Here is a 24,605-nt window from a genome sequence, read left to right as displayed (position 1 = left end):
GGTTAGTTAGAAGTTGTAACCACCGCCAATCATGAATGCCCATGGGTCGATATCAACATCTGTAGAGTATTGTGTGGTAATTCCACCGACTGTTTGCTTGTACTTAGCGGTTGTACCAATATCTGCATACCAAACCGATGCGTTTAGAAACCAATCTTCATTGATCATGTAATCAATGCCTATGTTAGCCGCTAAGCCCCAAGAATCATCAAGAGATAGGTCACTCAAGCCTGCACTTTTACCCGTACTATTCAAACTTTCATCGAAAAATACAGTGTAGTTGATACCAGCACCTACGTAAGGGCGGAAATCACTGTTCGCTTCACCGAAGTAGTATTGAACCATAAACATTGGCGGTAGCTGTTTAGTGTCGGCAACTTTACCTAAACCATTGACGGAGATATTGTGTGAAAATGGACTCGCTGCTAATACTTCAAAACTGAGGTTATCAGTAAACATGTAGCCGAAAGTTAAACCAAGCTGAGTATCTGAATCAACTGAAAACTCTAGGTCTGAATTGTCAAGAACAGCGCCACTGCTGTCATTTGGAGATACTGTTGCTGCACCAGCACGGATGATGAAATCACCTTCTTTATGAGCAAGAACATTGGTTGACAAAAGAGCCGCAATAACCGCAATACCACATACTGTTTTTTTCATTATTATTTCCTTTTTAGGGCTTAATTCTTTATTGGTGAATGAGTAATCATTTCTTATTTTGCGTGCAAGGTAGCATAGAATAACCCTACTTTATTGATGGAAATCAATTTGTGAAAGGTTATGGTTATTTGTGTAAATTTATATCGACTCGATCACTTTATTTCCTCATTTTATTGACAGTTTTGTAATGCATATTTTCCGTGCATCATTCCTTTAAACACTTCACCTTAGCTTTAATTCGACCTGTTTGTGCCAAAATAGAGCAAGCCAAGACCTCATGCGCATCAATTTGGTGCAGCACCACGCCGTCAACTCACACCTTGTTTAATATTCAATGAGTTACATTTGGCTTAGTGCTTGCAAGTGTATGTTCATAATCATAAATACATTGAGGTTCTGACCATGCAAGACACTCTAACAATCGTTCTGGCCGGCGGTGTTGGCTCTCGGCTTTCCCCTCTCACCGATAACCGTGCAAAACCTGCGGTACCCTTTGGTGGTAAATATCGAATCATAGATTTCACTCTCGCGAACTGCTTACACTCTGGGCTACGACAAATTTTAGTGCTGACTCAGTACAAATCTCACTCTTTGCAAAAGCATTTGAGAGATGGTTGGTCGGTGCTTAACCCCGAGCTCGGCGAATACATCACCAATGTTCCCCCACAAATGCGCACCGGTGACAGCTGGTATAGCGGCACTGCCGATGCGATTTATCAAAATTTGTATTTGCTGTCTCGCAGTGAAGCCAAGCATGTGGTGGTGTTATCCGGCGACCATATCTATCGCATGGATTACGCGCCAATGCTCAAGCAACACAAAAAGAACGAGGCTGACTTAACGGTAGCGTGTATGGAAGTATCGATTGATGAAGCCAAAGAGTTTGGTGTGATGGAGATAGACGAATCCCTGCAGATCAATAACTTTACCGAGAAGCCACGTTACCCTGCGAGTGTACCCGGTAGGCCAACCCGAAGCATGGCTTCAATGGGGATATACATCTTTGATAAGGAAGTCCTGACTCAAGCACTACTGACGGATGCAAAAGACCCGAGTTCAAGCCACGATTTTGGTAAAGACATCATTCCTAAGTTAGTCGGAAACAACAGTGTTTATGCCTATAAGTTTGGAGATACAGAAGGCCGAGTTACTCAAGACGCCTATTGGAGAGATGTTGGAACCCTAGACTCCTATTACCAAGCCAATATGGACTTGCTAAAACCAGTTTCCCCTATCGATTTATATCAGCCTGATTGGGCAATCCGTACCTACGAACCGCAACTGCCACCAGCACGAACCGTCGCTTCTGTAGAAGGGAACCAAGGGATATTTATCAACTCGATGATAGCGAACGGGGTTGTAATTGAAGGCGGGTCTGCGCAAAACTCTATCTTCTTTCCTAAAGTAAAAGTCAGCAATGCCGCGATTGTGATTGATAGTATTCTGTTTGAAGATGTTGAAATAGGAAAAAACTGCCATATCCAAAACTGCATCATCGATAAGAACGTTAAGGTGCCTGATGATACTCAAATAGGCATTAATAGCAGGGACGATGCCGAGCGATTTCATGTTTCAAAACAAGGTGTAATCGTAGTGCCATCGTCTTACAAATTCAGTTAATACACGCCTATGATGAAACTAGATTTCTCAATCCAAAGGCAGCTCTGCGTTGCCTTATTTATGTCTAACTTAACGGCTCACTAGCCCTTGTGGAATGAAAGGATGAGTGCCGTCCATCATATAATAGTCAGCGGTGATTTGTAGATTTAGCACTAGAATATATATTTGGATTGATGCTTTATTTGGGTGATAAAAACTAAGAAAGGAAGGTAGGTTAGAGCAATTCATCAAGAATGAAGTATTTTTGAACATGTCTTTAAAACACGAAACATAATATGCGTTCAGTTAATCGGACTTTCAAGGGAGCAAGGATAGATTATTTGATAACACTGAAGTCAATCACACATGTATGCTTTCGCTGTTGGTTAAACTATCCGATGTTTGCTACGTTTAAGTGACACAGTCATTGGAAAGGTATGATTTATGAAAATAAATGTTCAAACACATCATGTATCAATTAACGACGAGTCACGCAAAGACATCGAAGGAAAATTCGAGAAGATATCTAACCATTTCCCATCACTGATTAGCTGCGACATCATCATTACAAAAGAGCACAGCAAGCATCAGGTTGAAGTGTTCACCAACTACGAAGGCGTACGTGTATCGGCAAAAGCTACTGGAGACGTTATGTACCCAGCAATCGCTTCAGCACTCAAGAAACTTGAAACAGGCCTGAGTAACCGTAAGGGACAATTGAAAGCAGACCTGCATGAGAAGCCAACAAGTACGAAGCCAGAAATTGCTTCAGATATCATCCAAGAGATGAAATTGGTATAACTCTATAAGTAGAAGCGACCTAACTAATAGAAGTGCATAAACCAACAGAAGCGCATTAACTAATAGAAGCGCACTAAGGTTTTCAAAGCCAGCACATGTTGCTGGCTTTTTCGATCTATGGCCCCAAACGACCTTTCCGTAACTTTGATTTTATCGATAAAAAGTCTAGTCACCCCATTCTTTCCCCACTCTAAAATCACCATCACTTTTAACAATCTTAAGTCACTGGTTGCTATAACAATAACAGATAGTATTTGGTACAGTTATAAACAGTAATAGAGACAATAAAGGATATTTATTATGAGAAAAATCGCGCTACTTCTATTTCTATCCACTCAAATTATGGCTTGTACAGAAGTCGGAAGTGAAGCTTGGTGTACTGATATGAAAGAGAAACCTAAAGGTGACTGGACGGCTAATGAAGCTGGTAACTTTGCCAAGCATTGTATTTTCTAAACATACCGCAGCGTTCATTAACGATACAGATCGAAAGGCGTTTAACGACAAACTGATCACTCTATATAGCACTAAAAATCGAATAAGTGAGTTTAAGGATGGAACACCAACTAAGTAATGACTGGAAGCATATCGAATGGGTACTAACCGACGTCGATGATACGCTCACTTGGCAAGGCTCACTTCCTCCAAATACCTTGATTGCGTTGCAAAAGCTAAGAGACAACGGAATCAAAGTGGTCGCAGTTACAGGAGCCTGTGCTGGTTGGTGCGATCATATTGCGCAACTTTGGCCTGTCGATGCCGTGCTTGGAGAAAATGGCGCTTTCTTGCTAGAGAAGCAAGACGGTGCATTACAGCTTTCATCGGAAATTCCGCTAGAACAAGTGCGTCAGAACCAAGCCAAGCTAAAACAACAAGTCGAAACGATCTTGTTGAATTACCCAGACTTATCTCTAACTTTGGACCAACCTTACCGCTTGTGTGAGGTCGCTATTGATATCGGCCAAAACCGTAAGCCTGTTGATCCTGAAATAGTGCAAGAGGTACTTGAGAGAATACATGCTTTAGGCGCATACGCGACGGCCAGCTCGATTCATATTAATGCTTGGTATGGAGAGCACTCAAAGAAAAACGCGGTGCATCTTTTTCTCGCAAATAAAGGCCTATCGATCGAACAGATCCATAACCAAGCCTGTTATGTCGGCGATTCAATGAACGATCAACAAATGTTCGAGTCGTTACCTCTATCCGTTGGCGTGGCTAATATTAAGCATTATTGGGATAAGCTAGATCATCACCCAAGTACGGTGATGTCGCAGCCGGGTGGCTATGGGTTTGCAGAATTTGTGGATGCGCTATTGGCAGTTAAAAGCTAGACACTTAAAAGCGAATCACGCCCTTCTAATCAGATCTCAGGTCACTCTTTAGACATAAAAAAACGACCGCTAGGTAGACCGAAGTACCTAGGGTCGTTTGAGCTTCAAAGTGCTAGATAAGCTCTTAACTTTCACACAACAAACTGTCTATATGAGTTTGTTACGGATATGGATCACTACGGCTTCAGCAACGATAACCACCGCAAAGATACTCACTAATACCATCGACACTTTTTGCCATTCAAACAAATTCTGCGCATCGTTGAGCACCACACCAATACCACCAGCGCCTACCAAACCCAATACCGCAGATTCACGCACATTGATATCCCACCGGAACAATACAATTGAGTAAAATGCGGGCATCACTTGTGGCCAATAACCTTTAAGTAAGATACTCATCCACGAAGCACCTGTTGCGCGCAAAGCTTCAATAGGCCCCATGTTCACTTCAGCAATAGCTTCCGCTAACAGCTTCCCTACAAAGCCGATACTGCGAATGGCGATCGCCATGATACCTGCGAGAACACCGGGGCCAAACAGTGCTATAAACAACAGTGCCCAAACCAACGAATTCACTGAGCGTGAAGACACCAGAAAGAATTGAGCAACCCAGTTCAACGCTTTATTCGGGGTAATGTTTGGCGCATTCAATAACGCTAACGGAATTGCAAATACCAAGGTAAATAAAGTACCTAACGTTGCGATGTGCAGTGTTTCAATCATCGCTGCGTGGATCGATTCGGGATAGAAGGCATAGTCCATTGGCACCATGCGCTCAAACATATCAGCAAACTGCGCTGGCGCGTCGTATAAGAACTCAGGAATCACTTCCACCGTCTGCCAAGACCAAACAATAGCACACACTAAGCTGAGGTAAACGGCAAACCGAGCCACGCGTTCGTTGGGTGTAAAGCGTTGCCACTCTCTATCGATAGATGCAGTTGTCATTAGAAGATTCTCCTAACAATGTTGGAAAGAAATTCACCGACAAGAATCAGTGCGATAATGGTGAGCAAAATAGCGGCGACAAAGTCATAATCAAAACGCTGGAATGCCGAGAACAGCGTACCGCCAAGGCCCCCCGCCCCCACAATACCCACCATGGTGGAATTACGTAAATTCGAGTCCAGCTGGTAGCTAGCAAAACCAATAAAACGCGTGAAAACCTGCGGCATCACCGCATATAAAATGACACTGATGAAACTCGCGCCTGTTGCCTTAATCGCTTCAACTGGTTTAAAAGAAATTTCTTCAATCGCTTCTGCAAACAGCTTGGCGATGAAGCCAATGGATGCGAATACCAAAGTCAAGATCCCGGCCAAGGCACCAAAGCCCACCGCTTTCACGAATAGAATTGCAATGATCACTGGATGAAAAGAGCGACATAGCGCAATAAAGCAGCGTATTGGCGTCGACACGATTGAAGGCATCATGTTTCTCGCGGCTAACAAGCCTAAAAATAGTGAAATGACGATACCAAAGAAGCTTGAGATAATCGCAATCTGCAAGCTCTCTGCTAAACCGCTCAATAGTAAGCTGGTACGCGAAAAGTCAGGCGGAAACATTCGAGATAGTAGCCGTTCACTTTCACCAAAGCCGATGATCAAACGATCAAACGTCAGCCCTAATGTCGAAAAGCTATAGAACAGGTAAGCAATAATGCCAGCGATGATCGCACGGTTCGTCCATGACACTTTAAATGGGTTTTCATGGTTCGCTGGCGATGTGCTTGATGAAATGCTTGGCGACGAACCTGGGTTTAATCCAGCCATGACTCACCCCCGTAAATGATTTTTAGATCTTCTTCTGAGATCCCTTCAGGGCTACCGTCATAATGTACTTTACCGTTACACATACCGATGATGCGCTTGGCATAACGCTTGGCCAAGTTCACATCGTGGATGTTAACCAACACGGGAATGTTTTTCTGTTCTGCGAATGTCTCCATCAACTCCATGATCTCAACCGCGGTTTTCGGGTCGAGTGATGAAGTCGGTTCATCCGCCAATAAGATATATGGGTCTTGCATAACGGCGCGAGCGATACCGACACGCTGTCTTTGCCCACCCGACAAACTGTCGGCACGTTGGTTAGCAAAGTCTTGCAGGCCAACAAATTCAAGTAACTCGAACGCTTTGGCGAGGTCTTGCGCAGAGTAGTTGCGACGCCATGCATTCCAAGCGGTCATGTAACCTAAACGCCCGCTCAACACGTTTTCGATAACCGTTAAACGCTCTACCAAGTTGTACTCTTGAAAGACCATGCCGATATGTCGACGCTGTTTACGTAGTGCTTGGCCTTTTAATTGAGTCAGGTCAGCGCCATCAAAAATGATCTCACCTTGGCTTGGATCGTTGAGACGGTTGATACAGCGCAGAAGCGTACTTTTACCGGTACCGGATGGGCCAATGATCGCGATGATACCTGGCTCATCGATATCAATATTAATGCCTTTAAGGATTGGCTTGCCTGCCACGTATTCGTGGAAAAGGTTGTTTATCTTTATTCCTTCATAGCTTGCTACGGCCATACTGCATTTCCTTTTGCGAATTTTCGAATGATCTATGCCCTACCCGCGAGGGCATAGATATTTAGTTGAAGTAGGTATTTTTAAAGGGCTAAGTCTTTCTAAAACTTAGCCTTCCAACAGAGCTAAGAACTAGCCGTTGTTTGCTTGTTTTGCTAGCTCAGCGGCTTTTTTCTTCGCGCGTTTAGCCGCATCTTTTTCAGCGAGTTTCTTAAGGCCAGCTTTTGTGTAAGCCGTACCTGTCGCGTGGGCGATATCACGAATCACGTCCCACTCTTCTTTGTAGCTGATTGGTGAGAAGCGGTCTGCACCTTTGAATGATGCGCTCATCTCTGGAGTAAAGCGGTAGCTAAAGAAAGCCTCGTTGATCTTCTCAACCAATTCTGGTTTTAGGTTGTAAGCATACCCAAATGCAGACGTTGGGAAGCGTGGGCTACGGTAGATGATCTTCAGTTCAGAATCGTCAACACGACCTGCTGCTACCATACGATCGTAAACATCCGATGCCACAGGTGCTGCGTCATAGTCTCCATTGAAAACACCAAGAATAGATTGGTCATGCTTACCTGAGTAAAGCACTTTGTAATCTTCATCTGGCACTAGGCCTTTCGCTGGGAATAACGCACGTGGAGCTAGGTTGCCAGAGTTGGAAGATGCAGAAGTGTGTGCAACCTTTTTGCCTTTCAGATCAGTCATTGTATTGATGCCGCTGTCTTTACGTACAATCGTGATTAGGTTGTAGCCTTGGAAGCCAGACTCATCGCCCTTCACCGCAATTGGAACGTAACCTGCTAAGTTAACTGCGTAGCCTGTTGGGCCAGTAGAGAAACCCGCAACGTGCAGTCGACCAGAACGCATCGCTTCTACTTGCGCAGAGTTCGAGTGAACTGTGTAGTAAATCACTCGCTTACCCGTGATTTTACTTAGGTGAGCTTGGAAATCTGCAAACGCATCTTTGTACAACGCAGGGTCTTCTACTGGCGTGTAGGTAAACACAAGCGTACTTGGGTCATTCCACTCATCTGGGTTCTTTGGTGAATCGGCCACCAAATCTTGGTTTTCATCACAGTATCGATCGTCTAACACACCACGGCTAGAGCAGTCGCTTGCCATAGCCATTGAAGGAAGTAGTAATGAGCTAGCGATTAACAGTCCTTTAACACTGATTTTCATATTCAAACCTTACTTTTACTTATTGTTGAAAGTCACCTTCACTATTGCAGCCTTTGTGCCACCTTTTTATACCTTTAATTTCAGTTACTTAAATAAAAATCCAAACTGACTAATATCTTTTGAGTCATAAGTGTCCAACTAAAAATCCATCGTTTGGGTCATTTCTGTCCCGTCGATTTCAGTGGTAAAAAAAGAGCCCGAAGGCTCTTTGGTTCACTGCTTTTTCTCTTATTATTCTTTGGCTAAGCGCTCTCTATACAAACGCTATAATTAGCGACGTAACAGCGCTCTCAGAATTGCCTATGCGTCACTGTCCATGCAGTTAGCGTAATAAGTTACCGTTGCAGGCCAATCGCTGAATACACCCATCACACCCACATCTTGTGCCAGCACATCAAGCATTTTCATCATATCGCCATCATTGTTGATGCCGTCTTTCACACTCTTGTAGTACCAACCACCGCCTTGCGCTAGCGGGCCAGAGCGTTCCAGTGTCCAAGCGATAATGTCGAGGTCTGCATCCTTAGCAAGCTTGGCGTAATTAGACGCAACCAGTTCGTTGTTTTCGTCTAAATCAACCAGAGCAAACAGAGGTGGTGCGATGATATTCACACCCGCATCGTGCAGTTCCTTCATGTTCTCAACAGACGCGACAAAGTCCGCTTGCTCATAAACACGGTCATCAAGATAAACCGCTTGTTTGCCGAACTTCGGCGTCTCATTTATCCAATACTTCACATCATCCAAGTTGAATGACTGCAGGTAAGTCTCAGAAGGCTTGAAGCCCGCCTCTTTCAGTTCATCCACCAACTTCTGCGCATACATCTCTTGGCTAAATCCATTGAAAGGCATATCTACCGCTGCTGATTTCAATTCAGGAGTGACCTTCACGCCGTACTCTTTAAACAGTGCTGCACTTTCTGCGTGTGTCATCAGTGTGCCACTTTGGCTGTAAAGATCGGTTCTCCAGCCAGGAGTGCCATTCATGTACTCTTCAACCGTGGTGGCTTTTGGGTTCGCACCATCCATTTTACCTTTGAGCGTCTTAAACTCAGCCAGCGTGAAATCAGAAGTACGGCACTCAACTTGAGCATCTTCACCTGTCGCTGGATTAGCTGGTGTAAAAGGGGTTGAGCACTTCTTAGCAAGATCTGGGTGCGCTAATACATCGGTCGTGGTGTGCAGATCACTTTGCGAGTGACGACATACCAACGCCTTATCTTTGGTGAAGGTCACATCACATTCGACGACACCAGCGCCCATTTGAATCGCCGCTAAATAAGATTCCTTAGTGTGCTCAGGAAACTGCATTGCAGCTCCGCGATGCCCAATAGAAAAATCGCTACGATGAAAAGGTCCTTCGCTACAACTGAGCAGCTTTGTTTTCAAAGGGCTCTCATCCATATTGTTAACTAAAAAGAGGGGACGAGGTCCTAAGTTTGCTGGTTCTGCAGCGGCCCATGCCGTTATTGAACTCATACCGAGTATCAGAGCAATCGAACCTTTCAGTATTTGCTTCATGTTTGTATCTCCTTGCAACAAGCAATTATTTTTCTAATGTCCTTTATTCGATCATTCAATGTTGGATAGCTGTCATATATAGATAGCTGTCATATGTTTTTTGACTCAACATCGAATAACCTCATGTGGGCTGACGCCACAATGTAGGGATTGCACGCTTTGTGCCAGATGTTAAAGCCCTTTTATTACAATCACTTGAAACAGTTAGCCATTCGACTAAAAACCAAATGGGTCATTGTTGTCTTGTGCTTTTTCTTTTGGCTTTTGCTTTTGGTTTTGGATTTCCATTTAACAAACACCTGAACGAGTTAAGCTTTAAAACTCTCTTTATCCAATTGGTGTTTTTTCATTTTTCGATAAAGGGTTTTACGCGGTAAATTCAGCTTACTTGATACCTCGTTAATGTTGCCTGCGCTTTCTATTAGCGCTTCCGTCAATACATTTCTTTCGTACTGCTCCATCTGCTTTTCAAAAGCGAAATCTTCTCCAGGCGCTTCACAAATTGGCGATTGAAGATCGAAGCCATCACCGACGATACCTAACACAAATCGATCAGCGACATTACGCAGTTCACGCACATTACCCGGCCATTCATGTCGGCATAGCTGCTGAATTTGTTCCGGGTAAATCGTCGATGGGCGCGTTTTGTATTTGTGGCTCGCTTGAATCACAAAGTGGCGAAACAGCACCTGAATATCTTCTTTCCTTTGGCGCAGTGCCGGAAGGTTTAAGCTCGCAATGTTAAGGCGATAAAAGAGATCGGCTCTGAATTCCCCAGACTCACTCAAGCTCGCGAGATCAGCTTTACTAGCGGCTACCACGACGATGTCGACAGGTATCAACTCGTTACCACCAACACGCTCAATCATTCGCTCTTGAATCACCCGTAGCAGTTTGATTTGCACCGCAATCGGCATGCTCTCAATTTCATCGAGAAACAGAGTACCGCCATTGGCTTGTTCTATTTTGCCAATACGCTTCTTATTCGCGCTAGTAAACGAACCCGCTTCATGACCAAACAACTCACTTTCAATAATGCTCTCTGTCATGCCACCACAGTTAATCGCGACAAATGGCTTAGCCTTACGACGGCTAAATTGATGCAACGCGCGAGCTATCACCTCTTTGCCCGTTCCCGTTTCTCCGTTGATGATGGTATCGACGCCAGTATGCGCCAAAGCGAGTACTTGTTTACGTATGGTATCCATCGCTTTTGATTGGCCGATAACCACAGATTCAATCGGTAACTCCTCTTGTTCATCGCCGTCCGAGGTTAAAGGACAATTATGCTGACATTGTGTCAACGCGAGATCGAGCTTTTCCACCAGTTCGCTGGCATTGAGCGGTTTTTCTAGGAAGTCGAAAGCACCTAGCTTCATCGCTTCGATAGCCATCGGAATATCACCGTGTCCACTCATCAACAGAACAGGAACATTGCCCGCTCGGTGTTGAATTGAACTTAACAGAGTCAGTCCATCCACTTGTGGCATTCGTACATCACACAATACAACCGACTGACTGTTTGCTTTGAGCGATTTAAGACCAAGGTTAGGGTCAGTAAAGGTAGTCACGCTAAACCCTTCTAGCTCTAACATTTCACTCACAGCCTCGACAACATCGATTTCATCGTCGATAAGAACTATGTGTTTATCTGAATTCATGAGTCTGTGCCTTTTAGTAAAGTGACGATAAAAGTGGTACCTTGGTGTTCAACCGATTCCACGTGAATTGAGCCACCAAAGTCTTTAATTATGTTGTATGCGATAGATAAACCGAGTCCAAGTCCCTTACCTGTTGTCTTGCGGGTATAAAATGGGTCAAACAGATACGGAATATCCTCTTCAGAGATACCTGAGCCGTTGTCATTAACTGAGAGCTGAATAGTATGTGAGAGCTCGTGCGTAGAGATTCTGAGTTGAGGTTGCTCTTTGTGTTCAACGGCATCCAAAGCGTTACTGATCAAATTAACCAATACCTGCTCTAAGCGAATACTGTTGGCTCGAACCATCAGGCAACTCTGTGGTGAATACTCAATAGACACCTTGGTCTGCCTGGTTTCAAACAGATCAATCGCATCACCAATCACCTTTTCTAATTCAACATTATCGATCTTGCCATCGCTCTTACGAGAAAAGGCTTTCAAGTGACGAGTAATCGCTACTACTTTCTCTAACAGCACTTCTATTTTCTTCAGGTTATCTTGCGCTCGTTCTGGCCTTTGCTTGTCGATCCAAAGCTGCGCACTACGAACGTGACTATTTACGGCCGTTAATGGTTGGTTGATCTCGTGAGTGATCCCGACACTTAATTGCCCCAACGCAGCCAGTTTTCCGGCTTGGACCAATTCGTCTTGGGTCACTCTCAACTTGGCTTCGGCTAAGGTGCGTTCTTCGACCTCTGCCTCTAATTTTCGGTTAGTTTGCTTAACGATTTTGGCCGTGGTTTGGAATACCTTCAGGTACTTGGCCATTTGCGTCACTTCGTCTTTACCACGAATAGATACTTCGGTATCTAAATGGCCGGTAGAAATCGCAAACATGTTGTCTTTAAGCTGTAAAAGTCTTTCCAAAATGCTCTTACGTACGTAGAACCATGAAATAGCAGCGGCAGCCAATACGCTAAATAAAGAGAGAAAAAGAGAGAGGCGCTGATTCGATTGCAAAGATTGCTGCGCCTGCTGAATCGATTGGTCAATATTGCTATTCACCTTGCTGGTGTTACGTTCGATCTGCACTGTTAATTGGTTCAAATGCTCACGGCTGTTTTGCAGGAAGTATTGCTCTTGATAGAGATGATCGAGCGCTTTGTTTTTCATCCCATACAAGCTGCTATCGCTTGAGGCAAGGTTATAAATCACCGTGAGTTGATGATCTAATTGAGGAAAGTCACTTCTTAAATCACCACTTACCCAGAGCTTCCACCACTCTTCTCCTACCTGCTCGAGTCGGTAACTGGTGTAATCCAGTTCATTAAAACTGGAATCGTTATACAGCTTTTCGACCAAGCCTAATTGGTAATAAAGCAGAGACTTGAGCTGTGTGTACTGGATTTGCTCTTTGGCAGACTCAGGTAGGCTATCAAGTGAGTCACTGGCTTGCTGCAATAGAGGATAAAAGCCTTCTAGCAAATTACGAAGCTCTTGGTTGAGCTGTTCTGACTCAATTTCACTTTGATACAACAAGCTAAGGCTGTTGTTAACTTGGGCGATAAGATCTTTAAAATAGGAGTGATAATCCGGAAACTGAACCATAACGCTATTCATCACGGAAATAGCGTCTTCGATTTTTAGCATCGCCTGTTTGCGCTCTAAATTCGATTCAGCGTCACCGAGCTGAGAAGAGGTTGTGATAATCACTCGCACCATATCATTGAGGCGTGCGGCATTATCTAAGGCCGGGATATCACTCTCCTTTAGCTCAACAAGACGTTGGTTTAAATCATCGAAAGTAAAGCTGGAGACAACCGAGAGGAAGATAGTGGTCATCGATAACATGGCTAACGCAAGTACTAAGCGCAGCTCAATACCTTTCCAACCAAACCACTTACGACGTGGGATTTTGATCGAGAACGGGCGCTCGAAACTATCCTTATTTTCTACAACCTCGGAGACATGACTACTCACTCGCCCCACCTTCTTCTCATCAATTAATCAACAGGAACTGTCAATGATTCAATTAGTTAGGGGGTGAGCCTTACTTAGGTTTGCATCGAATAGCTTTAGTGAAGCTATTAAATGAAGAGTAATCATTAACATTTCACATAAGATATCATAACAATTGTTTTATAAAGCTTGAGCTGTCTGTTTTGCGATAATAGAAAGTGACCGCACCGACAGAAACGTGATTACTTTATCAATACGCCCGTAAATTATACGAATAGCGCGCTCAATCAAGCAGTAAAAACCTTTGATTATTTAATAAGTTAAGGACTAGAGATCTAAAAAATCGCACAAGCTTTCACTCATACGATTTCATTCATGTCATGTCCATCGATTAAACGGGCTCAACGAACTAAAGAATAATCATCCCATCTCGATAAGTCAGCGCTGGAGACACGTCTTGGCCGAGCAATACAGGGCCATCAAGGTCGACAATCTCAGATTGAACAGCAATAGGCAGCGCCGCTCGCATCGCCAACGATGTACCGAGCATACAGCCCGACATAAGAGTAAAGCCAAGCCTTTGGGCTTCTTCTGCAAGTACCAAGGCTTCAGTCAGACCGCCCGTTTTATCAAGCTTGATGTTGACCATTTCATACTTGCCCAACAGCGATGAGAGCTGTGAGGTAGTATGACAACTTTCATCAGCACACAGTGGGATCGGGTGCTTGATGTGTGCCAGTGACGCATCATGTTGCTGTGGAAGAGGTTGTTCGATCATCGCAATATCAAATTCTGTCAGTTGATTGAACAGCTCTTCGAGATTCAATCCAGTCCAAGCTTCATTGGCATCCAGTACAATTTTAACTTCGGGAGCTGCTTCTCGGACAGCGCGCACACGCTCTACTACTTGTTCACCATCAAGCTTCACTTTTAGAAGTTTTGCTCCATTCGCGACATAGTCTCGAGCCTGAGTCGCCATCGCTTCCGGTGTGCCAATCGAGACGGTCATTGCTGTCACGATTTGAGCAGGTAACTCAAACAAGCTGTTTGGAAAGGTCTGGTCGTTCTGCTGAGCTTCAAAATCCCAAAGCGCACAATCGACCGCATTTCGCGCTGCCCCTCCGGTCAATAAAGACTGAAGGTGATCTCTTAGCTCTGCCGGATCGGTAACGCCTCGTTCAAACATGGCTTCAAGTGCGCTAGTTGCTTGTTGGATTTGCGCTAACACAGACTCCGATGACTCGCCGTATCGTGGGTAAGGCGTGCATTCGCCCTGAGCTCGTTTGCCATCATGTTCAATGTAAACACGAACAACGTGACACTCAGTTCGACTGCCACGAGAGATGCGAAAAGGCGTTTGCATCGCGATAGTAATGGGTTCTGCTGTAATCTGCATAATTTCACTCGGTTGATGTTCGCTTTAACAAATGGAAACGTAGAAATGATGAAGTCGTTAAAGTGAATGTCGCAAATGATCAGTAATGGGCTGTACACCAAAGCGCACTGGATCTGTCACCGGCACTTGATAGAGTGTGGCCCATTCTTGGCACAATGTCTCAGCATCTTCAATGCTAATCGCCGACGTGTTCAAACAGATACCCACCAGCGTCGCGTCTGGGTTGGTCTGTCGCGCCGCTTGCAAGTTGGCTCCAATCGTCTGTTCTATACTTGGTAGTTGAGCATGAGGAAGGTTACGAATATGTGGTCGCCCGACTTCATGGCACAACACTAAGGCATCGGCTTGTGCGCCATGTAAAAGACCCAAACTCACGCCTGCAAACGAAGGGTTGAACAAAGAACCTTGCCCTTCAATGATGTCCCATTCGTGGTCGGTAAAATCGGGGCTAATCGCTTCCACCGCGCCGGAAATAAAATCCGCAACTACAGCATCAATCGAAATGCCGCTGCCAGCGATCAAGATACCAGTCTGCCCTGTCGCTTTGAACAGAGCAGATGTTCCCGCTTTATTAAGCGATTCTTCAATAGCTAAAGCTGAAAACATTTTACCGACTGAGCAATCTGTTCCGACAGTAAGCAGGCGCTTACCTTGACGAGGCTTACCGTTACCAACCTTTAGGTCACCATCAAAATGGCGTACATCATGGAGCTTAGTCAACCCTCGCTGTTGCATCTCAGCAAGCGGTGAAAATTCACTCAAGCGCTGGTGCATGCCAGACGCAATCTCAAATCCCATTTCTGCAGCTGCCATTATGGTTGGCAGCCAAGAGTCAGGAATAACGCCACCTGGGTTTGCGGTGCCAATGACTAACGTTTTCGCGCCCTGTGCTTGCGCCTCTTGTAAGGTTATATCCGTTAAACCAAGAGAAACCGTATTGCCTGTTAAACGCAGTTGGCCGAGGCAGATTTCTGGTCGCCATTGATGAATACCGCGAGCGGTTTTTGCAGCGAGTGGGTCAGTAACATCCCCAAGAAAAAGAAGGTAAGGTTGAGCGATAGACATGAGTATTCCTAATTAATAAGTCCTTGTATGAATTTACTTTAATTAAGAACTTCGAAGGTGCCGAATGCTTATTTATCGAATGTCTATAACGCAAGGTTATAGGTGAAAAGTTAAGTAATGCTCAAAAAGTGAGGAGTTAGAAAGAGCACTGTAATGCTGAAATGAACTGCTTAACCGCAATCGACTGTGGCGAGTGTTCCGCAAACAAAATCGAAACCGAGAATTGTATGTCTGGCTTCAGTGGCAACATGCAAACCGCTTCATCATCTTGGTATTGAGCGGCCGTCCACGGATCCACAATTGCAAGCCCCGCTTGGTGCTTCACCAGTTCCGCAGCTGCACTGTAACCACGAACGGATATCGGATGATGATAATGCTCATCTCGCGCTATCAAGCTTTGATGCAGCAGCAAACCCAGCGGATCTCGACTATCAAGCCCGATGATTGGCAGCGGAGAACGAATCAGATCATCCAGGGTCAATTCAGTGGGTAAATGATCAACTCGATCTGATGGAACCAGAACCTTCAGTGATTGGGTCAATAACGTTTCAGCCAATACCGCCGGCGGCGCTTCATCCCCAAACGCAATAGCAATATCTAACTCATGCTTTAATAGCCCAGCACACAGTTCGTCACGGTTGGCTGTTAGTAACTCAAAAGAGAGTTCTTGCTCACGAGACATTTGGGCGATCACTGGTGTCAATAATTTGGTCGCCAGAATCGGTGGCGCACCAATACGTAAATGCTGATGGCCTTGCTTGACTTTGTTGGTCAAAGAACGAAATTGACCCAGCTGTTGGTAGACCTTCTCCGCTTCCGGTAACAAAGTTTTCGCTTCAACCGTTGGTACTAAGCGCCCTTTAACTCTTTCAAATAAACCAAACCCGAGTTGTTGCTCTGTGTGCGCCAGAATACGCGTCACGTTAGGTTGTGACACATGCAGATTACGTGCGGCTCCAGATACGGTGCCGGTTTGCATGATGGCGTAAAAGACTTCCAGTTGTCTTAGATTCACATTGATGTCCTTATGGTTCAACAAGCAAGCTCAAGTTTTGGTTGTTGTATTAGCAAAGTTGTTATCTATATGGCTGCCTGTGTGGTGCTATAAAACTGAGCAAGTAACCCTGCAATATGAGGTTTGAAAGGTTAAGACAAGTACGTAACTGCTGCAGTTCTTTAAGGGAAGATAACCTCTCTAGTAAAGTATAGAGAGAGTAGTTTCTCCGATTGCTTACAGGATAGATATTACAGGATAGGTAACACGACAAGAAGAGATTTACTTTTCTTTGATTAGCAGATGATTACGGTTATCGCGGCTTTTTTGAATAAGCTCGTTGCTTTCGTCCATTTCTTCTGACTTTGCAAGACGATCATAAAGCAGAACATTCACTGTTGCTGCCAAATTCATGCAGCCAACCGTTGGTACATAAACAACATGATCCGCTCTATCAACGATATCTTGAGAAATAGACCCGTCTTCCGGGCCAAAAATATAGATAGCATTTTCTGGATGTTTAAAACGCGGAAGCGGTGTTGCACCTTCTGCAAGTTCTACACACACAATTTGGGTTTCAAGCTCAAGGTTATCTAAAAATGACTCCACGCCAGTAAGCGGGATCGTACGCGCTGCACTCTTAGTATCAGTGTGGAATTTCGCGGCTTTTTCGTAGCGTTGCCCTGTGTATTTAACTTCATCGACTTGGTAACAACCCGCCGCGCGCATAACAGCACCAACATTCGTCGGGCTCTTTGGGTTAGTTAGACCAATAGTCACATGGCTTTTGTTCATGAATTTTCTCACTTAACGAATAGGCATAGCAGGGTGCTACAAAGCGTCGCATTCTAACAAAGCAATGTCGAATGCAAAAGCACATAAACAACCAGATAACGACGTGCACTGACCCTGATTACATAGGCCTCACGAGCAGAAAACAGAACCACCTTCATATTTACAAAACAAATGTTATTTAGGATAGCAATTAAACAACAAGTTCATTTACATTTTTAATTCACATTAATAATCTGTTGAAAACTGCATTGGACAATCGCACAGGAAGCGTGACATGACCCTAACCATCAAAAATCGCCTTTATATTCTCTCTTTCATTCCGTTGCTACTAATGGCAATTGGCATGATGAGCGTGACGTATATGAAGAGCACCGAGCTAACCGAACAGCAAGTAGAATCGACGCGTAGCAATATGATGGCGATGAAAGAAAAGGAACTCAAAGCATATCTACAAATGGCCTACTCTTCGATCAGTCCATTCTTGGATAGAGGTGCAACGCTAGAAGAAGCCTTACCAACATTGAGAACCTTAGAATATGGCGAGTCTGGCTATATTTTTGGTTATGACTCGAAAGGTGTCCGAGTCGTGGTTGGGCAAAGTGAAGATGGAATTGGTAACAACTACTACGATCTGCAAGATAAGCAAGGTAACTATTTAATCCGCGACCTCATCAAGAACGCTAAATTGGGTGAGTTCACAACTTACTATTTCCCGAAACCAGGTCAATCTGTCGCGTTACCAAAATTAAGCTACTCAGTATTTGTTCCACAGTGGGATTTGATGTTGGGTACTGGCTTCTACACTGATGACATCGACGCTGTTATTGCCGAGATGAAAGAAAGCTCCAATGCTGCGCTACAAAGCTCATTGACTGCTATCGCAATGTTCTGTGGTTTGATTGCCCTTGTTGTCGCCGTATTCGCTGTTGCTGTGAATAGAACGATCATGCAACCCCTAGAGCAGTTTGATCGTTCGATTAGCGCGTTTGCGAGTGGCGAAGCCGATTTAACCGCTCGAATGGAGGCGTTCAAAGCACCGGAATTCACCAGGCTTAGCGAAAACTTCAATGCCTTCGTTGCCAGTCTACAAACCATCATTCGCAGCGTAAGTGATGTGGGTCAGCAGGTCGTATCAGAGACCACCAGCATGTCTTCTCGCGCCGCTCAGGTCGATGAGATTGCTACTGGCCAACGTGAAGAAACAGAACAAGTCGCAACAGCAATGACAGAGATGACCACTACCGCACAAGAGATCTCTGGTAATGCAAGTCAGGCTGCGGATTCGGCAAAACAAGCGGAAAACAACGCCAAAGAAGCTCAACAAATTGTCAATGCTGCTGCAAACTCGGTAGCTGGCCTCGCGAGCGAAGTATCAGAAGCGAACACAGTGGTATCTCGTTTAGAAGGCGATGTTCAGAATATCTCGTCTTCACTGGCGGTAATCCAAGACATCGCCGAGCAAACCAACCTACTAGCATTAAATGCCGCGATTGAAGCCGCACGTGCCGGTGAACAAGGACGTGGGTTTGCCGTAGTTGCCGATGAGGTTCGTAAACTTGCAAGCCGAACTCAAGAAAGTACGGGCGACATCCACAAAATGATCCAACAACTAAAAGCCGCTTCAGATGCTGCTGTAAAAGCGATGGATTCGAGCCAAAATCGCAGTGCTCAAACGGTGGAAGAAGCAAATGCTGCGGCTGCAGCTCTGGCGAAAATTCAAGCGTCGATAGATACCATCATGGACATGAATTCACTTATTGCAACAGCGACAGAACAACAGAACATTGTTGGCCAAGAGATATCTCAACGTATTGTTGTGATTTCCGACCAAAGCTCGCAATCGGCGGAACTCGCGAATCAAAACCGTACTGGTAGCCAAAACCTCAATAGTCGTGCAAATGAGCTGTATCACTTGGTGGATCGCTTCACCGTCTAATTTAAGCCTGTACACAGTACTTTAATGTTTAAAGGTGTCTCGCATTAACTAAGTAGTGGGCTTCAGAATCTCTATTCTGAAGCCCAATTTTGGTTTAATGATGCATTAATACAAAGAAGCCATTCAAATAGAGCCAATATTCTGTACTTACTCAAAGACAGCTCGGTTCATACCATTAACCCAATTGCTCGAAAAGAAACTCCACTAACAGGCGAACCTTTGAAGACAAATTGCGGTTCTGCGGATAAAGCGCCCAAATCCCCTCTTTATCGTCTCGATAATCAGACAGCACTTCAACCAACTCTCCCGACTCTAGATCTTCGCTTACGTAATATTCAGGTAATTGAACCAAGCCAATGCTCTGCTTCGCTGCATCCAGCAATGCAAGACCACTGTTGCACTTAATACGCCCATTGACACGAACAGAACGAGGGCGACCGTTTTCTTTGAAACGCCAATGTTCAAAACCACCCACCAAACATTGATGATTAGTCAATTCCGAGAGCGTATGTGGTTCTCCAGAGCGTTCAATATATTTGGGGCTAGCACAAACATAAAGTTGTCGCTGTGAGAGCTTCTTTGCTACCAGGCTAGAGTCCTCTAAGCGACCTAAGCGAATCGCTACATCAACACCTGAGTCGATAAGATCAAGCTTTTGGTTGGTTAACATCAGATCTAATTCTACCTGTGGGTAGAGCTTTAAGAATTGGTGAAGAATTGGGGCAAGTTGACGTTCCCCATAGGTCACAGGAGCGGTGACCTTCAGCAGACCTTTTGGTGTAGATTGCATCTGTGTAACCGCAAGTTCTGCAATTTCTAAACCTTCAACTAACAACTTACATTGTTGATAGTAAAGCTGGCCCGCTTCTGTCAAAGAGACTTTGCGCGTGGTTCGGTTTAATAATTTAACCGCGAGACGCTCTTCAAGGTTCGCGACTCTACGACTTATTTGAGCCACTGACGTTGCAAGCTTCTGCGCCGCACTGGTAAAACTTTCACGTTCTGCCACTGCAACAAACTCACTTACCCCTTCCCAATTGGCCATACCTTTATTTACCCTATACTGAACGATGGTTACCCAGACAGTGTATTGAAGTTACAAATCAGTGTCACCATGCTCGATAGGTTATGTGCATAGAGATACCGACTACAACCATTAAAAACCAATCCCCCTAAACGCCCCATAGACATCACCGTCAGCTCAATGCTGTATCCGAAGACCCATTGCATGATCAGCAACATGACTTGCTAAAGCCACTTTCAAAACCTTAGCACTCATGGCCCCCCTGTATCGACTGCCGAATGTTTAAGCAAGGGGCAACTTGAAAAAGATAAAACCAAAGGAAATATTGTACTTATTTACCACAGATATGCTCAAATACTGGAGAAGTCATAGAAATAGAACCATAATGTACGGCTCAAAAGTAAATAGGTATAAACATGAAAATTTGTGGTGTTGAAATCAAAGGTAACGACGCAGTCATCTGTCTTCTTTCTCTATCAGATGGTGTATTTAACATCCCTGATTGCCGAGTTTCTAAGGTTGCGATTAGCGACGCAAACGACACACAGAATATGAAAGACTTTCAATTCTCATTTGCAAAGTTAATGGAAGATTACCAAGTAGACAAAGTTGTGATTCGTCAACGCCAAACAAAAGGTAAATTTGCTGGCGGTGGTTTTGGCTTCAAACTAGAAGCAGCAATTCAGTTGATCGATGGACTAGACGTCACTGTTGTGTCACCAACTGACATCAAAGAAAGCCTTAAGCGTAACCCTCTTATGATGAAGTTCAAAGAAACTGGCCTTAAGCAATACCAAGAAGCTCCATTTACAACAGCTTATGCGTGCTTGATGAAGCGCTAATTCTTAGTCGCTAACAAACAACTCACCAGAAAGAGCCTGAATATAATTCAGGCTCTTTTTATTGCTATCAGTCTAATGCAGCTCGTCTTCGCGGTTTCATTAAAACTGGCTTCTTCACTACCAAATATACCGCTGTAGCTGACAAGGCAAACCCCATTGCACCATAGGTGTCAAACGACTCGCCAAAAATAAGCCAAGCTTGAATTGCCGTCGTTGGCGGAACTAAATAAAACACCGATGCTACGCTTGAGGATGCACCATGCTCAACCATATACAACAGCAACAGAATTGCTACGCACGATAGAACAATCACGAGCCAAGCAAGCGTTAGAGTAAACTCCAGAGTCCAGTTCACTTGCATGGTTTCGTAACGCATCGCGAAAGGAAGAAACAAGGCCGCGGCTGCTAGGTATTGCACCATCGCCCCACCCACCATATCAGTCCCCTGACAAAAGCGCTTCTGGTATAAAGTGCCGCAGGTAATGCCAACCAGGGAGACTAAGCACAATAATGTCGCAATGCTTTTTTGATCATCCGATTGCCATTCAATATTCCCCATCAACACTAAGCTAATACCGGCAAAACCAAGCGATAAGCCAAGCCATTGAGCGGCGTTAAAACGCTGTGACGTGCAGCTGACCATGATCAGTGCCGTGAGAATAGGTTGTAAGCCAACAAGTAACGAACTGAGCCCCGCAGGCATGCCAAAATTTATAGCAAAGTACGTTCCACCAAGGTAGAAACCATGAATCAGAATGCCCACCACGCAGGCGTGAATAAATGCTCGACCACGAGGAATACGACGCTTAAGAAACGCTATCAAAACTAAAAACAGCGCGACATTAGCGACCATCCTAAGTGAAAGTAACGTCGCAGGCTCGGCGTATTCAACACCAAGACGTGCGCCAACAAAGCCTGACGACCACAATATTACAAACACAAACGGAATCATTTTAATCAGCATTACAAACCTCTGGTCAACTCTTCATCAATGCTGTTACCTTAGTTGGGTACAGATAAGTAATAAAGATACAGATATAATACTTTTAATGGTTACAGATTGAGAAAAAAACGAGAGGTGAATGTGTGGACGTAGAACTCAGCAGCAACAAATATCTAGCGACCGAGCAGCACATTAAAGATCAGATAGAGAAAGGCTTGTTTCACCCCGATGACCGATTACCTTCTATTCGCCAACTCAGTGAACAACTTGGAGTAAGTAAAAATACCGTGATTCGAGCCTATCAAGAACTCGAAGCGACAGGCTGGGTTTATTCTGTTCCCAAATCGGGTTATCGCGTCAAAGCACCTAATACCACTAATTGGGATACGCCAAGCCAACCTCAAAAAGTTGATCTATTGTCAGTCACAAAATCTGTACTCTCTCCCCCGAAAGGTCGTTTAAAACTGCTGGCTGGCTCTGCCCATCCCAACATCAACAACCCCGCCATTCGTAGCTTATATGCCGAAATCGGTCGACACAGCCGTTTACAAACCCAATTACCGGGTTATTACCAGTTACCGCCCGGTGACGAGCAATTAGTAAGGCAATTGTTAAAGATCACCCATGATCTAGGCGTACCTGCGGGATCGAAAGAGATTGCGATTACTCATGGTGCGCAACAAGCGATCAGCCTGGCTTTACGGGCATTAACCAAGCCGGGCGACATCGTAGCGGTAGAGTCACCGTGTTACTTCGGCAACTTGCTGCTACTTGAATCACTGGGTTTGCAGGCTCTAGAAATACCAAGCAGTGTTAGCCACGGAATAGACATCCCATCGCTACAAAGTGCACTTGATAAATGGCAAGTAAAAACGCTGCTTCTCACACCGAACTTTACCAATCCAACAGGTTCGCGAATGCCGTTAGCTAACCGTGAGTTATTATTAGAGGTCACTGGCTCTTTACCGCTCATCGAGGACGATGTGTTTGGTAGTCTGGCGTTTGATAGACCAATCGCCAGCCTCAAAGAACTTGATAACCAAGATCGGGTTATCTATGTGAACTCACTATCTAAAACCTTAGACTCGCGCTTGCGAATTGGCTGGCTACTGTCGGGGCGTTACCAACCTTTGGTCGAAAAGTATCAGCTTTGCGACAACATGGGCAGCTCAAATTTGATGCAATCCGCAGTGGGGCAATTCCTCACTACCGGTAAATATCGCAGTCATTTATCCAAAATGAAACGGCTCTACCAAACCAATCAAAAGCAATTCCAAAGCCTGTTAATACAAGCATTAGATAGCTACCCACACCTTAAAGGACGCTATCATTTATCGAAGCCAGAGGGATCTTTTCTAAACTGGATAACACTACCTGAATCGGTCGATAGCTACGCGGTCTATCAAGATTGTTTAAAACATAAGTTAGGCATTTTACCCGGAACAGTATTTGGGACTAATGACCAATACAGGAACTGTTTGCGATTCACTGTTGCCAATATTGAAGAGAGTAAAGAGTGGAAGGAAGGGGTTGTGACACTAGCGAATATAATCGCCAGGCACGTACGTTAGGTAACCTTGTTAAATCCACATTCAATCCAAACAACAAAGTCCCACTCAACTGAGCGGGGCTTTCATCATTATCATATCTTGAGTTGCTTAAATACGATGGTTAGTTAAATGCGATTAACCTTGCCAAGCGAACTGTTCAAATACTTTGTCTACGGGCGTTTTAGCAACGTGGTTTACGTAGTTACTGATCACTTTCTGAGACAGGCCAAGAATCACTTCTAGCACTTGTTGATGACCGTAGCCCGCTTCGAAAAATGCTGCCATTTCACTTTCAGACACATTACCGCGATTCCGCACCATGCTAAGCGTAAAATCATGCAGAGCTTGCAGCTTTTCAGTAGGTAAAGCCGTGCGATTACGCAATGCTTCAGTAATAGCAGGGTCAACCTTCATTGAATGTGCGATACCTGTGTGTGCAGGAACACAGTAGTGACATTCGTGTTCCACGTTGATGGTTTGCCAAACAACCGTTAGCTCTTCCGCATCGAAAGATGAGTCACTAAACGCCTGATGTAGCTGGGTGTAAGCCTTAAGTGTGTTTGGAGATTCAGCCAACACACCAAACAAGCCCGGCACTCTGCCCATCTGCTTTTTAGCGCCTTCAAGAATAGGTTGGCTTTGCTCTGGCGCGGATTCTACTGAGTGAATTTTGAAGTTGCTCATGGCTCTATCCCTATCAATTTACGGTTCTAAAGTTATTCAATCACGGAGCAATTAATGAATGTTCTCCGTTGGTGTGAAAACAATATAGATCAAACAAGAACGATCGTTCAATTTATACATTGAAGCAAAAAAAATATCTTTTGTTCATAACAAGAAA

At 44.6% G+C, this 24,605-nt stretch carries 23 protein-coding genes; 7 read left to right on the top strand and 16 right to left on the bottom strand.

Annotated elements, in window-relative coordinates:
• Positions 1-6: 6 nt before the first annotated feature.
• Positions 7-660, bottom strand: a complete 654-nt coding sequence (ompW, locus tag WR49_RS17060; protein WP_017054837.1) for an outer membrane protein OmpW — start codon at positions 658-660, stop codon at positions 7-9.
• A gap of 402 nt (positions 661-1,062) precedes the next feature.
• On the opposite strand from ompW, the gene glgC reads away from it, so the two are divergent.
• The 4 genes from glgC (at position 1,063) to WR49_RS17045 (ending at position 4,394) form a co-directional block, all read left to right on the top strand.
• The gene (gene glgC / locus WR49_RS17055) at positions 1,063-2,280 is read left to right on the top strand and encodes a glucose-1-phosphate adenylyltransferase (RefSeq protein WP_017054838.1); all 1,218 of its coding nucleotides are present in this window, start codon (positions 1,063-1,065) and stop codon (positions 2,278-2,280) included.
• A 423-nt stretch (positions 2,281-2,703) separates the two neighbouring features.
• The gene (gene hpf / locus WR49_RS17050; RefSeq protein WP_017054839.1) at positions 2,704-3,060 is read left to right on the top strand and encodes a ribosome hibernation-promoting factor, HPF/YfiA family; all 357 of its coding nucleotides are present in this window, start codon (positions 2,704-2,706) and stop codon (positions 3,058-3,060) included.
• Between the two features lie 300 nt (positions 3,061-3,360).
• Positions 3,361-3,516 (top strand): DUF3012 domain-containing protein, encoded by a 156-nt coding sequence (locus WR49_RS21145; protein WP_082082793.1) that lies wholly within the window; start codon positions 3,361-3,363, stop codon positions 3,514-3,516.
• Between the two features lie 98 nt (positions 3,517-3,614).
• The gene (locus WR49_RS17045; protein ID WP_017054842.1) at positions 3,615-4,394 is read left to right on the top strand and encodes an HAD-IIB family hydrolase; all 780 of its coding nucleotides are present in this window, start codon (positions 3,615-3,617) and stop codon (positions 4,392-4,394) included.
• Between the two features lie 147 nt (positions 4,395-4,541).
• Here WR49_RS17045 and phnE (WR49_RS17040) read toward each other — a convergent pair whose 3' ends face one another.
• From phnE (WR49_RS17040) to WR49_RS16990, 11 genes are all read right to left on the bottom strand, one after another.
• Complete coding sequence (gene phnE, locus WR49_RS17040) at positions 4,542-5,345, bottom strand: phosphonate ABC transporter, permease protein PhnE (RefSeq protein ID WP_046224807.1); 804 nt, start codon at positions 5,343-5,345, stop codon at positions 4,542-4,544.
• A complete protein-coding gene (gene phnE / locus WR49_RS17035) occupies positions 5,345-6,169 on the bottom strand; it encodes a phosphonate ABC transporter, permease protein PhnE (RefSeq protein WP_046224806.1) in 825 nt (274 codons plus the stop codon). Before phnE (WR49_RS17035) ends, phnE (WR49_RS17040) begins: the two co-directional genes overlap by 1 nt.
• Positions 6,157-6,927, bottom strand: a complete 771-nt coding sequence (gene phnC / locus WR49_RS17030; RefSeq protein ID WP_004732991.1) for a phosphonate ABC transporter ATP-binding protein — start codon at positions 6,925-6,927, stop codon at positions 6,157-6,159. The genes phnE (WR49_RS17035) and phnC overlap by 13 nt, the downstream gene beginning before the upstream one ends.
• A 129-nt stretch (positions 6,928-7,056) precedes the next feature.
• Positions 7,057-8,097 (bottom strand): phosphate/phosphite/phosphonate ABC transporter substrate-binding protein, encoded by a 1,041-nt coding sequence (gene phnD, locus WR49_RS17025; RefSeq protein WP_017054845.1) that lies wholly within the window; start codon positions 8,095-8,097, stop codon positions 7,057-7,059.
• A 300-nt stretch (positions 8,098-8,397) separates the two neighbouring features.
• Positions 8,398-9,618: a glycerophosphodiester phosphodiesterase family protein gene (locus WR49_RS17020; protein ID WP_046224805.1), complete on the bottom strand. Its 1,221-nt coding sequence runs from the start codon at positions 9,616-9,618 to the stop codon at positions 8,398-8,400.
• Positions 9,619-9,926: 308 nt separating this feature from the next.
• The gene (locus tag WR49_RS17015) at positions 9,927-11,279 is read right to left on the bottom strand and encodes a sigma-54-dependent transcriptional regulator (protein ID WP_046224804.1); all 1,353 of its coding nucleotides are present in this window, start codon (positions 11,277-11,279) and stop codon (positions 9,927-9,929) included.
• Complete coding sequence (locus WR49_RS17010; protein WP_046224803.1) at positions 11,276-13,249, bottom strand: ATP-binding protein; 1,974 nt, start codon at positions 13,247-13,249, stop codon at positions 11,276-11,278. Before WR49_RS17010 ends, WR49_RS17015 begins: the two co-directional genes overlap by 4 nt.
• Positions 13,250-13,628: 379 nt before the next feature.
• Positions 13,629-14,615 carry an N-acetyl-D-Glu racemase DgcA gene (gene dgcA / locus WR49_RS17005; RefSeq protein ID WP_046224802.1) on the bottom strand — a complete coding sequence of 329 codons (987 nt, stop codon included), beginning with the start codon at positions 14,613-14,615 and terminating at the stop codon, positions 13,629-13,631.
• Between the two features lie 57 nt (positions 14,616-14,672).
• Complete coding sequence (gene dgcN, locus WR49_RS17000) at positions 14,673-15,680, bottom strand: N-acetyltransferase DgcN (protein WP_046224801.1); 1,008 nt, start codon at positions 15,678-15,680, stop codon at positions 14,673-14,675.
• Positions 15,681-15,816: 136 nt separating this feature from the next.
• Positions 15,817-16,695, bottom strand: a complete 879-nt coding sequence (locus WR49_RS16995; RefSeq protein ID WP_046224800.1) for a LysR family transcriptional regulator — start codon at positions 16,693-16,695, stop codon at positions 15,817-15,819.
• A gap of 261 nt (positions 16,696-16,956) precedes the next feature.
• Positions 16,957-17,469: an RNA methyltransferase gene (locus WR49_RS16990; RefSeq protein WP_046224799.1), complete on the bottom strand. Its 513-nt coding sequence runs from the start codon at positions 17,467-17,469 to the stop codon at positions 16,957-16,959.
• A gap of 274 nt (positions 17,470-17,743) precedes the next feature.
• On the opposite strand from WR49_RS16990, the gene WR49_RS16985 reads away from it, so the two are divergent.
• Positions 17,744-19,405, top strand: coding sequence for a methyl-accepting chemotaxis protein (locus WR49_RS16985; protein WP_017054853.1), 1,662 nt, complete (start codon positions 17,744-17,746; stop codon positions 19,403-19,405).
• A 175-nt stretch (positions 19,406-19,580) separates the two neighbouring features.
• Here WR49_RS16985 and WR49_RS16980 read toward each other — a convergent pair whose 3' ends face one another.
• Positions 19,581-20,450, bottom strand: coding sequence for a LysR family transcriptional regulator (locus WR49_RS16980; protein ID WP_017054854.1), 870 nt, complete (start codon positions 20,448-20,450; stop codon positions 19,581-19,583).
• A 29-nt stretch (positions 20,451-20,479) separates the two neighbouring features.
• Positions 20,480-20,635, bottom strand: a complete 156-nt coding sequence (locus WR49_RS21525) for a hypothetical protein (protein ID WP_170960289.1) — start codon at positions 20,633-20,635, stop codon at positions 20,480-20,482.
• Between the two features lie 210 nt (positions 20,636-20,845).
• Between WR49_RS21525 and WR49_RS16975 the strand changes: the two genes are divergently transcribed.
• A complete protein-coding gene (locus WR49_RS16975) occupies positions 20,846-21,271 on the top strand; it encodes a DUF3010 family protein (RefSeq protein ID WP_017054855.1) in 426 nt (141 codons plus the stop codon).
• A gap of 67 nt (positions 21,272-21,338) precedes the next feature.
• On the opposite strand, the gene WR49_RS16970 is transcribed toward WR49_RS16975, so the two are convergent.
• Positions 21,339-22,235, bottom strand: a complete 897-nt coding sequence (locus WR49_RS16970) for a DMT family transporter (RefSeq protein ID WP_046224798.1) — start codon at positions 22,233-22,235, stop codon at positions 21,339-21,341.
• A 122-nt stretch (positions 22,236-22,357) separates the two neighbouring features.
• Here WR49_RS16970 and WR49_RS16965 point away from each other — a divergent pair, with 122 nt between their 5' ends.
• Positions 22,358-23,785 carry an aminotransferase-like domain-containing protein gene (locus WR49_RS16965; protein ID WP_046224797.1) on the top strand — a complete coding sequence of 476 codons (1,428 nt, stop codon included), beginning with the start codon at positions 22,358-22,360 and terminating at the stop codon, positions 23,783-23,785.
• A 114-nt stretch (positions 23,786-23,899) separates the two neighbouring features.
• Here WR49_RS16965 and WR49_RS16960 read toward each other — a convergent pair whose 3' ends face one another.
• A complete protein-coding gene (locus WR49_RS16960; protein WP_046224796.1) occupies positions 23,900-24,448 on the bottom strand; it encodes a carboxymuconolactone decarboxylase family protein in 549 nt (182 codons plus the stop codon).
• Positions 24,449-24,605: the final 157 nt, after the last annotated feature.

It is taken from the genome of Vibrio sp. ECSMB14106, assembly GCF_000972265.1.
Classification (GTDB): domain Bacteria; phylum Pseudomonadota; class Gammaproteobacteria; order Enterobacterales; family Vibrionaceae; genus Vibrio; species Vibrio kanaloae.
This window is presented reverse-complemented; position numbering and strand designations above follow the sequence as displayed.

Excerpts from the sequence above, each read along its gene's own strand:
- ompW (WP_017054837.1), bottom strand. The coding sequence starts at position 660 with ATGAAAAAAACAGTATGTGGTATTGCGGTTATTGCGGCTCTTTTGTCA.
- glgC (WP_017054838.1), top strand. The coding sequence starts at position 1,063 with ATGCAAGACACTCTAACAATCGTTCTGGCCGGCGGTGTTGGCTCTCGG.
- hpf (WP_017054839.1), top strand. The coding sequence starts at position 2,704 with ATGAAAATAAATGTTCAAACACATCATGTATCAATTAACGACGAGTCA.
- WR49_RS21145 (WP_082082793.1), top strand. The coding sequence starts at position 3,361 with ATGAGAAAAATCGCGCTACTTCTATTTCTATCCACTCAAATTATGGCT.
- WR49_RS17045 (WP_017054842.1), top strand. The coding sequence starts at position 3,615 with ATGGAACACCAACTAAGTAATGACTGGAAGCATATCGAATGGGTACTA.
- phnE (WP_046224807.1), bottom strand. The coding sequence starts at position 5,345 with ATGACAACTGCATCTATCGATAGAGAGTGGCAACGCTTTACACCCAAC.
- phnE (WP_046224806.1), bottom strand. The coding sequence starts at position 6,169 with ATGGCTGGATTAAACCCAGGTTCGTCGCCAAGCATTTCATCAAGCACA.
- phnC (WP_004732991.1), bottom strand. The coding sequence starts at position 6,927 with ATGGCCGTAGCAAGCTATGAAGGAATAAAGATAAACAACCTTTTCCAC.
- phnD (WP_017054845.1), bottom strand. The coding sequence starts at position 8,097 with ATGAAAATCAGTGTTAAAGGACTGTTAATCGCTAGCTCATTACTACTT.
- WR49_RS17020 (WP_046224805.1), bottom strand. The coding sequence starts at position 9,618 with ATGAAGCAAATACTGAAAGGTTCGATTGCTCTGATACTCGGTATGAGT.
- WR49_RS17015 (WP_046224804.1), bottom strand. The coding sequence starts at position 11,279 with ATGAATTCAGATAAACACATAGTTCTTATCGACGATGAAATCGATGTT.
- dgcA (WP_046224802.1), bottom strand. The coding sequence starts at position 14,615 with ATGCAGATTACAGCAGAACCCATTACTATCGCGATGCAAACGCCTTTT.
- dgcN (WP_046224801.1), bottom strand. The coding sequence starts at position 15,680 with ATGTCTATCGCTCAACCTTACCTTCTTTTTCTTGGGGATGTTACTGAC.
- WR49_RS16990 (WP_046224799.1), bottom strand. The coding sequence starts at position 17,469 with ATGAACAAAAGCCATGTGACTATTGGTCTAACTAACCCAAAGAGCCCG.
- WR49_RS16985 (WP_017054853.1), top strand. The coding sequence starts at position 17,744 with ATGACCCTAACCATCAAAAATCGCCTTTATATTCTCTCTTTCATTCCG.
- WR49_RS16980 (WP_017054854.1), bottom strand. The coding sequence starts at position 20,450 with ATGGCCAATTGGGAAGGGGTAAGTGAGTTTGTTGCAGTGGCAGAACGT.
- WR49_RS21525 (WP_170960289.1), bottom strand. The coding sequence starts at position 20,635 with ATGCAATGGGTCTTCGGATACAGCATTGAGCTGACGGTGATGTCTATG.
- WR49_RS16975 (WP_017054855.1), top strand. The coding sequence starts at position 20,846 with ATGAAAATTTGTGGTGTTGAAATCAAAGGTAACGACGCAGTCATCTGT.
- WR49_RS16970 (WP_046224798.1), bottom strand. The coding sequence starts at position 22,235 with ATGCTGATTAAAATGATTCCGTTTGTGTTTGTAATATTGTGGTCGTCA.
- WR49_RS16960 (WP_046224796.1), bottom strand. The coding sequence starts at position 24,448 with ATGAGCAACTTCAAAATTCACTCAGTAGAATCCGCGCCAGAGCAAAGC.